This window comes from Variovorax sp. CF313, from assembly GCF_000282635.1.
In the GTDB taxonomy this organism is placed as follows: Bacteria; Pseudomonadota; Gammaproteobacteria; order Burkholderiales; family Burkholderiaceae_C; genus Variovorax.
On the sequence record NZ_AKIW01000010.1, the window covers coordinates 46,125 to 54,025 of the forward strand.

10 protein-coding genes are annotated in these 7,901 nt (G+C 66.9%); 7 read left to right on the forward strand and 3 right to left on the reverse strand.

Annotated features, from left to right (window positions below; genetic code table 11):
• The first annotated feature begins 78 nt into the window (after positions 1 to 78).
• From PMI12_RS03080 to PMI12_RS03110, 7 genes are all read left to right on the forward strand, one after another.
• On the forward strand, positions 79 to 477 hold the full coding sequence (locus PMI12_RS03080) for an acetyl-CoA carboxylase biotin carboxyl carrier protein (RefSeq protein ID WP_007829012.1): 399 nt from the start codon (positions 79 to 81) through the stop codon (positions 475 to 477).
• 21 nt (positions 478 to 498) lie between these two features.
• Positions 499 to 1,263, forward strand: coding sequence for a LamB/YcsF family protein (locus PMI12_RS03085; protein ID WP_007829013.1), 765 nt, complete (start codon positions 499 to 501; stop codon positions 1,261 to 1,263).
• Between the two features lie 169 nt (positions 1,264 to 1,432).
• The gene (locus PMI12_RS03090; protein WP_042672747.1) at positions 1,433 to 2,185 is read left to right on the forward strand and encodes an SDR family NAD(P)-dependent oxidoreductase; all 753 of its coding nucleotides are present in this window, start codon (positions 1,433 to 1,435) and stop codon (positions 2,183 to 2,185) included.
• Positions 2,186 to 2,223: 38 nt separating this feature from the next.
• Positions 2,224 to 2,925 carry an amino acid ABC transporter permease gene (locus PMI12_RS03095; protein WP_007829015.1) on the forward strand — a complete coding sequence of 234 codons (702 nt, stop codon included), beginning with the start codon at positions 2,224 to 2,226 and terminating at the stop codon, positions 2,923 to 2,925.
• Between the two features lie 12 nt (positions 2,926 to 2,937).
• Positions 2,938 to 3,696, forward strand: a complete 759-nt coding sequence (locus PMI12_RS03100; RefSeq protein ID WP_007829016.1) for an amino acid ABC transporter permease — start codon at positions 2,938 to 2,940, stop codon at positions 3,694 to 3,696.
• 50 nt (positions 3,697 to 3,746) lie between these two features.
• Positions 3,747 to 4,481 carry an amino acid ABC transporter ATP-binding protein gene (locus PMI12_RS03105; RefSeq protein WP_007829018.1) on the forward strand — a complete coding sequence of 245 codons (735 nt, stop codon included), beginning with the start codon at positions 3,747 to 3,749 and terminating at the stop codon, positions 4,479 to 4,481.
• Positions 4,482 to 4,524: 43 nt separating this feature from the next.
• Positions 4,525 to 5,367 carry an ABC transporter substrate-binding protein gene (locus PMI12_RS03110; RefSeq protein WP_007829020.1) on the forward strand — a complete coding sequence of 281 codons (843 nt, stop codon included), beginning with the start codon at positions 4,525 to 4,527 and terminating at the stop codon, positions 5,365 to 5,367.
• A gap of 174 nt (positions 5,368 to 5,541) precedes the next feature.
• Here PMI12_RS03110 and PMI12_RS03115 read toward each other — a convergent pair whose 3' ends face one another.
• The 3 genes from PMI12_RS03115 to PMI12_RS03125 are packed head-to-tail and all read right to left on the reverse strand — an operon-like array spanning position 5,542 to position 7,423.
• Positions 5,542 to 6,231, reverse strand: coding sequence for a response regulator (locus tag PMI12_RS03115; protein WP_007829024.1), 690 nt, complete (start codon positions 6,229 to 6,231; stop codon positions 5,542 to 5,544).
• A gap of 4 nt (positions 6,232 to 6,235) precedes the next feature.
• Positions 6,236 to 6,994, reverse strand: coding sequence for a nuclease-related domain-containing protein (locus tag PMI12_RS03120; RefSeq protein WP_007829027.1), 759 nt, complete (start codon positions 6,992 to 6,994; stop codon positions 6,236 to 6,238).
• An 18-nt stretch (positions 6,995 to 7,012) separates the two neighbouring features.
• Complete coding sequence (locus tag PMI12_RS03125; protein WP_042672750.1) at positions 7,013 to 7,423, reverse strand: hypothetical protein; 411 nt, start codon at positions 7,421 to 7,423, stop codon at positions 7,013 to 7,015.
• Positions 7,424 to 7,901: the final 478 nt, after the last annotated feature.

Consider the following 7,901-nt stretch of genomic DNA (forward strand, 5'->3'; position numbering starts at 1 on the left):
AAGGAGGAGCCGAAGGCGGGGGACATTCGCGGAGGGGAGTACCCGGTGGCCTGTGCACGCACCCCCGAAGGAACTGACATGCAGGACACCGCACTCCGCATCCCGCAACTGGCCGCTTGGCTGTCCGGCACCGACATCGGCCTGCTCGAACTGCGTACGCCCGAGGGCACGCTGCGCCTCGGCCGGCTGGGCGACAGCATCGTTGAACTGCCGGTGGAAGAAGCAGAGGAGCCGGAACTCCTGCCGATCCATGCCCCCTCGCTCGGCGTGTTCCTGCACACCCACCCGCTGGCCGCCGCACCGCTGGTGCGCATCGGCCAGCGCGTGGAGGTCGGCCAAACCCTCGGCCTGCTGAAGATCGGCCCATTGCTGCTCTCCGTGACCGCACCGCAGCCCGGCATCGTCGAAAACATCCCTGTGGACGATGGCGCCACGGTCGGCTACGGCACGCCGCTGGTCGACCTGCACCCCCTCTGAAAAGACGTGAAGGACACTCCCATGGACATCGACCTGAACGCCGACCTTGGCGAAGGCTTCGGCCCCTGGCGCATGGGCGAGGACGAAGCCCTGCTGGACATCGTCTCCTCCGCCAACGTGGCCTGCGGCTTCCACGCGGGCGACCCGGTCATCATGGACCGCACCGTTCGCATGGCGCTCCAGCGTGGCGTCGATGTGGGCGCGCACGTGGGCTTTCCCGACCTGATGGGTTTCGGCCGCCGGCAGATGCAGATCGAGACGAAGGAACTGGTGGCCTGCGTGCTCTACCAGCTCAGCGCACTCGATGGCATGGCGCGCACCGCCGGCCACCGCATGACGCACATGAGCTTCCACGGCGCGCTCGGCAACATGGCCGCCGCCGACGCCGCGCTGGCCGATCCGCTGGTGCGCGCCGTGGCCGACTTCGACCCCACGCTCACCGTCAGCACCTCGGCCAGCCGTGCCATCGAAGGGGCCGCCGAACGCTGCGGCCTGCGCGTGCGCACCACCTTCCTGGCCGACCGCGCCTGTGGCGACGACGGCCTGCTGGTGCCGCGCAAGCTGCCCGGCGCCGTGATCCACGACCGCGACGCGGTGCTGGCGCGCGTGCGCCAGCTGCTCGAAGAAGGCATCGTCACCAGCGTCACCGGCAAGAAGATCCCGATGCGCGTGCATTCGATCCTGCTGCACGGCGATACCCCCGGCGCGGTGGAGCTGGCGCGCGCCGTGCACGGCGTGGTCGAGCAGGCGGGGCGCGTGGTGCCGATCTCCAGGCAATCGATCTGACGAGGCGCAAGGGCACGAACATGGTGCTTACCCTTAGTCATATGCACGGATGCCGGGCGACATAAGGGCGGCTTATCTCTCCACAGCCATTCCGTCTTGGCGCCGCGCACGGGCGCTGGCTACAGTGAATTCCAGGCAGACGTCTGCCGTCTCAATGAAAGAACACAACATGCCGTTTTCCGACTACAAGACCGCGCTGGTGACGGGAGCCTCGTCGGGCATCGGCGCCGCCGTCGTCGAGCGCCTCAGCAAGGAAGGCCTGCAGGTGCATGCGCTCGCGCGCAGCGCCGACAAGCTGGCCGACCTGGCCGCGCGCACCGGCTGCGTGCCGCACGCCATCGATGTGAGCGATCTCGCGGGCGTCACGCGTCTCGCGCAGGAGATCGAGTTCGACGTGCTGGTCAACAACGCCGGCGTGGACCGCCCGGGTTCCATCCTCAAGGCCGACGCCGAAGGCATCGACCTGCTGGTAGACGTCAACCTGCGCGCCGTATTGCACCTGTGCCGGCTCGTGGTGCCCGGCATGGCCGCGCGCGACCGCGGCCACGTGGTCAACATCAGCTCCATCGCCGCGGCCTACAACTTCGGCGGCAACAGCACCTACCACGCGACCAAGGCGGCGGTGAGCATGCTGTCGCGCCAGCTGCGCATCGACTGCTTCGGCAAGCGCGTGCGCGTCACCGAGATCTGCCCGGGGCGCGTGGCCACCGACATCTTCGCGCACGTGCACGGCGACTCCGAGGACACCTACAAGCGCTTCGTCGAGGGCTTCGAGCTGCCGCAGGCCGAGGACATCGCCAACGCCATCGCCTTCGCCATTGCGGCGCCCATCGCGGTGAACGTGGGCCACATGGAAATCACGCCCACGCTGCAGGTACCCGGCGGCCTGTCGACCACCCGGCCGGAAGCGCCGCAGGCCTGAGCGGCAGCAGCCCCGGCAGCCACGCAAAGGAACAGCCCATGAAGGACTTCGACCTGCTGGCGATCCTGCTGAAACCGGAGTTCGGCGCCATGCTGCTGCACGGCCTGCAGGAGACGCTGAAGATCGCCGCGGGCTCGTGGCTGCTCGCCATGACCATGGCCATCGTGCTGCTGGTGGTGCGGCTCACGCCGAACCGCATCGCGGAGCGCGTGGTGGCCGGCTACGTCTCCTACCACCGCAATGTGCCCACGCTGGTGCAGCTCATGTTCTGGTACTTCGGCATCTTCAGCCTGCTGCCCGATGCGCTGCAGGGCTGGCTGTCGGTGCACAACGCCGAGCGGCTGCTGTCGATCGTCGCGCTCGGGCTGTGCCAGGCCGCGTATTTCAGCGAAGACATGCGCTCCGGCCTGCGCGCCATTCCCGCCGGGCAGGCCGAGGCGGCGCGTGCGCTGGGCCATGGCTACATCGGCTCGATGCGCCACGTGATGCTGCCGCAGGCCATCCGCAACGCGGTGCCGGCGCTGGTCAACCACAGCGTGTCGCTCTTCAAGAACAGCAGCCTGGCCATGGCCATCGGCGTGGCCGAGCTGACGCATGCGGTGAAGGAGATCGAGAGCCAGAGCTTTCGCACCTTCGAGGCCTACAGCGTCGCGACGGTGCTGTACCTGCTGTGCTCGCTGATCATCATGGCCGTGGGCGGATGGCTGGCTCGGCGCTACCGCATCGCCGGCGCAAGGTAAGCGAGGACCCCGATGTACAGCGTCTACGAAATTCTTCGCGACAACTGGCTGCTGTTGCTGGTCGGGCAGTACCCCACCGGCCCGCTCGGCGGCATCGTCGCCACGCTGATCCTGTCGGTGCTCGGCATCGTGCTGGCCTTTCCGCTGTCGGTGCTGCTCGCGCTGGCGCGGCTGTCGCCCTGGCGGTTGCTGAACTGGCCCGCTGCGGTGCTGGTGTACGTCGTGCGCGGCGTGCCGCTGCTGATGGTGATCCTGTGGGTCTACTTTCTCGTGCCGATCCTTATCGGGCGGGACGTGTCGGGCTTCACCACCATGCTGTGCACGCTGGTGATCTACGAAGGCGCCTACCTCTCGGAGGTGGTGCGCGCCGGCATCCAGTCGCTGCCCAAGGGCCAGGGCGAGGCGGCGCGCGCACTGGGCCACAGCCACCTGGGCACCATGTGGTACGTGATCCTGCCGCAGGCGCTCTACAACATGCTGCCGAGCATGCTGAGCCAGTTCATCTCCACCATCAAGGAGACCACGCTGGGCTACGTGATCAACGTGCAGGAGCTCACCTTCGCGGCCAACCAGATCAACAACCAGCTGCTGACCAAGCCGTTCCAGGTGTTCTTCATCCTGGCGATGACCTACTACGTCGTGTGCTTCAGCCTCACGCAGCTTGCGCAATGGCTGGAGCGGCGCATTGCGCACAAGCGGCTCGGCGCCGTGGCGGTGAAGTCCACCGAAGACGGCGCGCCGCTCCCGACCCCGGTGGTGACGCAGCCATGACGCCCGTTCCACACCCCGCAGGGCAACCAGTGCCCGCCAAGGACGACACCATGATCCTGTTCTCAGACATCAACAAGTGGTACGGCGACTACCAGGCGCTGGCCGACATCAACGCCGAGGTGAAGAAGGGCGAGGTCGTGGTGGTCTGCGGACCCTCGGGCTCCGGCAAGTCCACGCTGATCCGCACCGTGAACCGGCTGGAGGAAGTGAAGTCGGGGAAGCTGCTGTTCGACGGCCACGACATCCATGCGCCCATGAGCAGCAAGGCCCTGAACAAGCTGCGCAGCCGCATCGGCTTCGTGTTCCAGAGCTTCAACCTGTTCCCGCACCTGTCGGTGCTGGAGAACATCATGCTCTCGCCGATGCGCGTGCTCGGCGTGAAGCGCGCCGACGCGAAGGCCAAGGCCGGGCAGCTGCTCGAACGCGTCGGCCTGTCGAACAAGGCGGGCGCGTACCCGGCGCAGCTGTCGGGGGGCCAGCAGCAGCGCGTGGCGATTGCCCGCGCGCTGGCGATGGAGCCGCCCGCCATGCTGTTCGACGAGCCCACCAGCGCGCTCGACCCCGAGATGGTCGGCGAGGTGCTGTCGGTAATGCGCGGGCTGGCGCACGACGGCATGACGATGATGTGCGTCACGCACGAAATGAACTTCGCCCGCGAGGTGGCCGACCGCGTCTGGTTCATGGACGCGGGGCGCATCCTCGAGAAGGCCGACCCCGCCACTTTCTTCGGCAGTCCGCAGCATCCGCGCGCGCAGCGCTTCCTGTCGGACCTGCGCGCGCACTGAGCCCCCACCCGCGTTTCCCTTCGCAATCTCCCAGGAGTCCACCATGTCGAACAAGACCGTCTTCCGCCTCGCCGCCATCGGCGCCTGCCTCGCCGCGTCGTCCCTGCTGGCGCATGCCGACCAGTGGAGCGACATTGCCCAGCGCAAGGAACTCAAGTGCGGCACTTTCGCCGACGTTCCCCCGTTCGCCGCACCCGACCCGAAGACGCGCGAGATGGTGGGCCACGACGTCGACCTGTGCCATGCCGTGGCCAAGGAGCTCGGCCTCACCGCCAAGGTCACGCCGCTGTCGGTGGAAGCGCGCGTGCCCGAGGTGAAGCTCGGCCGCGTCGACGTGACCATCGCCAACCTGGCCTATACCAAGAGCCGCGGCGAGCAGATCCAGTTCAGCGACCCGTACTACGTGGCCAAGGAAATGCTGGCCGTGAAGGCCTCCGACTCCGGCACCACCAAGGCCGACTTCAAGGGCAAGCGCCTGAGCTCGACCAAGGGCTCCACCTCCGAGCTGTCGATCAAGATGAACGGCTCGGAGCCCGTCACGTTCCAGGACACGGGCTCGGCCTTCATGGCGGTACAGCAGAACAAGTCGGTCGGCATGGTCGCCAACACCATGACCATCACCAAGCTGGTCAACCAGTCGAAGACCGAAGGCGTGGCGCTGAAGATGATCAAGGACCCGATGGTGCTGCAGCCCATCGGCATCGGCATGAAGAAGGACGAGCCCGCGCTGCTGGCCAAGGTCAACGGCGCCCTCTATGCGCTGGAGAAGTCGGGCGAGCTCGATCGCATCTGGGCCAAGTGGCTGGGTCCGAACACCGAATACAAGATGGTGCGCGAAGAGAAGGTCACGCCGCTGGCTGACCTGAAATTCGAACTGCTGCCTTGATCTAAGCTGTGAGGGTTCAGGGAGCGCTCACGCCGATGGCTGGGTTGCTGCGTCTGCGGATTCAGCGGCTGGTAGTCCTGTATGTTCTGCAGCGACAGCAACACCATCGGCGGCAGCGGAACTCCGCGCCAGCGTAGTTTCATGAGAGAAGATTTCTTGGAAGCCGGCGCCGGGTCAGGCGTCATGCCTGGCCTGCGATTCCCATGCAAAGCCGACGCCATAGACCGAGCGGATCCAGTCGTGCGCGGTGGAGACGGTGGCCAGCTTCTTCCTGAGGTTCTTGATGTGGGTGTCGACCACGCGTTCGTTGACGTCGAGCGCCTCCGGGAATGCAGCTTCCAGCAGCTTCGACCGCGTCAGCACCCGCCCGGGCTCCTGCGAAAGCGCGCGCAGCAGCAGCGACTCGCGGCGCGTCAGCGGCAGGTAGTGCCCGTCGAGAATCGCGCAGCCGCGCACCGCCCCGAAGGTGATCGGCACCGAAGGGCGCACGACGCTGCGGCGCTGCGCATAGCGCCGCAGCACCACGTGGATGCGCACCACGACTTCCTTTGGGGAAAAGGGCTTGCACACGTAGTCGTCCGCACCCAGCTCGAAGCCGCGCAGCCGGTCGGCTTCGTCGCTGCGCGCCGTCAGCATGATGATCGGGTGGTCGCTGCGCGCGCGGACCTTCTCCAGGATCTGCAGGCCGCTGACGTGCGGTAGTTCGACGTCGAGCAGGGTGAGTGCCGGCGGCGAGGTCAGGACGCGATGCAGCGCGACCGCGCCGTCGTCGATGTGGTCGACCTCGTGCCCGGCGCGATGCAGCTCGTCCAGCAGCACCGACGCGGCCTCGCGCCTTTCCTCCACCAGCAGGATGCGGCTCATCGCGTCACTGAAGTTTCAGGACGCCCGGATGCGCTGCCCTGACCGGGGCCTGCGTGCTCCTGTTGCGGCAGTTCTTCATGTGGTCGTCGACCGTCAGGTCGCCCTGCAGGTCGGTCAGCAGCCGCAGCGTGCGGCCGATGGCCGCGTCGTCGAGCAGCGGGTAGCCCTGCTCGGTGCGCCCGTTGTTGCGCGCCACGCGCGCGATGTAGGGCAGGTCCTGCGGCGTGATGACGACGGACGGCATCACGCCTTCGAGTTCGACGCCCTCGAACGGCAGCAGCACGAAGTACTGCACACGCAGGTCGGGCGGCATCAGGCTGCGCAGGTGCGTGGTCTTGCGGCCGCACTGCCAGGCCGGGTCTTTCACTTCGCGCGCCATCGAATGCCCCTGCTGGCGCAGGAACCAGCGCGGCAGCGCCTGGGCCGAGGTCTTGCGGTACACCACCGCGTTGCGCCAGCCCTTTACCTCGAACAGGTAGACCCCGGCCTCGCAGACCAGCGCCACGTCGAAGCGGGCCGTGGGCACGGCGCTGCCTTCGTACATGGGGATGACGAGGTCTCGCAGCACGTGCAGCCGCCCGAACGCGGGCTGGAATGCGCTGGTGAGCTGCTGCATGCCCAGCGTGGTCGCCGTGCTGCTCGCCGGCTCGCCGTCCGGAGCGCATGCGCGCCGCGCAAGCGCGGAAGTGTCCGGCTTCGGGTGTCCGTGGCCGGCCAGCGTGAGCACGGGGCGGGCGGGGACTTTATGCAAGGCAGTGGTCATGTAAGGCTCCTTCGAACTTCAAGGATTGCGCAACTTTCGGGAGACTTTGTGCAGAAGCGGCAATTGCACGGCCTGCGCCGATCGCGCGCCCGCAACCGCATCGATCGATGCGCCGTTTCCGATGCTTCCCATGAGGACGACCCAAGCGAGCGCCAGTTCGCCGTTGGCCGCAGCCAGCACGTGCAGGTCGAGCAACATGCCCTGCAAGTCCGCCATCAGCTGCACTTCGGAGATGTCTCCGCGGTCGCGATGCCGCTTCGACGCCTCGAAGCCGGCCCTTGCGTTCATGACGCGCGCGTACGCGGTGTTCGCGATGTCGCTCTGCATCTGCAGGCGGTGCAGCGCTCCGGCGACCTGCTCGCGTGCCTGCACGACCGCGTGCGCGTAGGCGTGTGTGTTCTCCAGATAGAGCAACTCGAGCGTCTTCACCTTGAGCGCGATGTAGGCGTGCGGCCACGCCGGATTCAGTGGCGCCCTGCGATGCGTCCATGAGCCGGTTCATTGCGGTGTCCTCGAAGCCGGCCCGCCAAGGCCGCGCGCTCGCTTGCGTTTGTGTTTGCGCACGCGCCTTGTGCTCGACGAACATGCCCGCAGCGAGCACAGAGGTGGAATGAACCATCGCAATGCTCGTGCTGGCGCATGCGATAGCCAATGCAGCGCATGTCGCAGCCATCAGGGTTCGTGGGCGCTTCACCTGTGAGTCTCCAGCTTCGTCATGCGTGGATCTTTTCAGGCGAATTGGGAGAAATTTAAAGGGCCTCCGGATCGGCCTGCCGCGCGACGCGCACACGGTGTGATGTGCGCGCACAACACTCGATGCGGCAGAGAACCGATCCACCAAATTCCTCCCGATTTGGACGAAACCATGCGTACAGCCGGTCGATACCGAACGGCCGCATCAGACCTG

Bases quoted from the DNA above. Each gene is read 5' to 3' on its own strand.
- PMI12_RS03095 (WP_007829015.1), top strand. From the start codon at position 2,224: ATGAAGGACTTCGACCTGCTGGCGATCCTGCTGAAACCGGAGTTCGGC.
- PMI12_RS03115 (WP_007829024.1), bottom strand. From the start codon at position 6,231: ATGAGCCGCATCCTGCTGGTGGAGGAAAGGCGCGAGGCCGCGTCGGTG.
- PMI12_RS03110 (WP_007829020.1), top strand. From the start codon at position 4,525: ATGTCGAACAAGACCGTCTTCCGCCTCGCCGCCATCGGCGCCTGCCTC.
- PMI12_RS03090 (WP_042672747.1), top strand. From the start codon at position 1,433: ATGCCGTTTTCCGACTACAAGACCGCGCTGGTGACGGGAGCCTCGTCG.
- PMI12_RS03085 (WP_007829013.1), top strand. From the start codon at position 499: ATGGACATCGACCTGAACGCCGACCTTGGCGAAGGCTTCGGCCCCTGG.
- PMI12_RS03100 (WP_007829016.1), top strand. From the start codon at position 2,938: ATGTACAGCGTCTACGAAATTCTTCGCGACAACTGGCTGCTGTTGCTG.
- PMI12_RS03105 (WP_007829018.1), top strand. From the start codon at position 3,747: ATGATCCTGTTCTCAGACATCAACAAGTGGTACGGCGACTACCAGGCG.
- PMI12_RS03080 (WP_007829012.1), top strand. From the start codon at position 79: ATGCAGGACACCGCACTCCGCATCCCGCAACTGGCCGCTTGGCTGTCC.
- PMI12_RS03120 (WP_007829027.1), bottom strand. From the start codon at position 6,994: ATGACCACTGCCTTGCATAAAGTCCCCGCCCGCCCCGTGCTCACGCTG.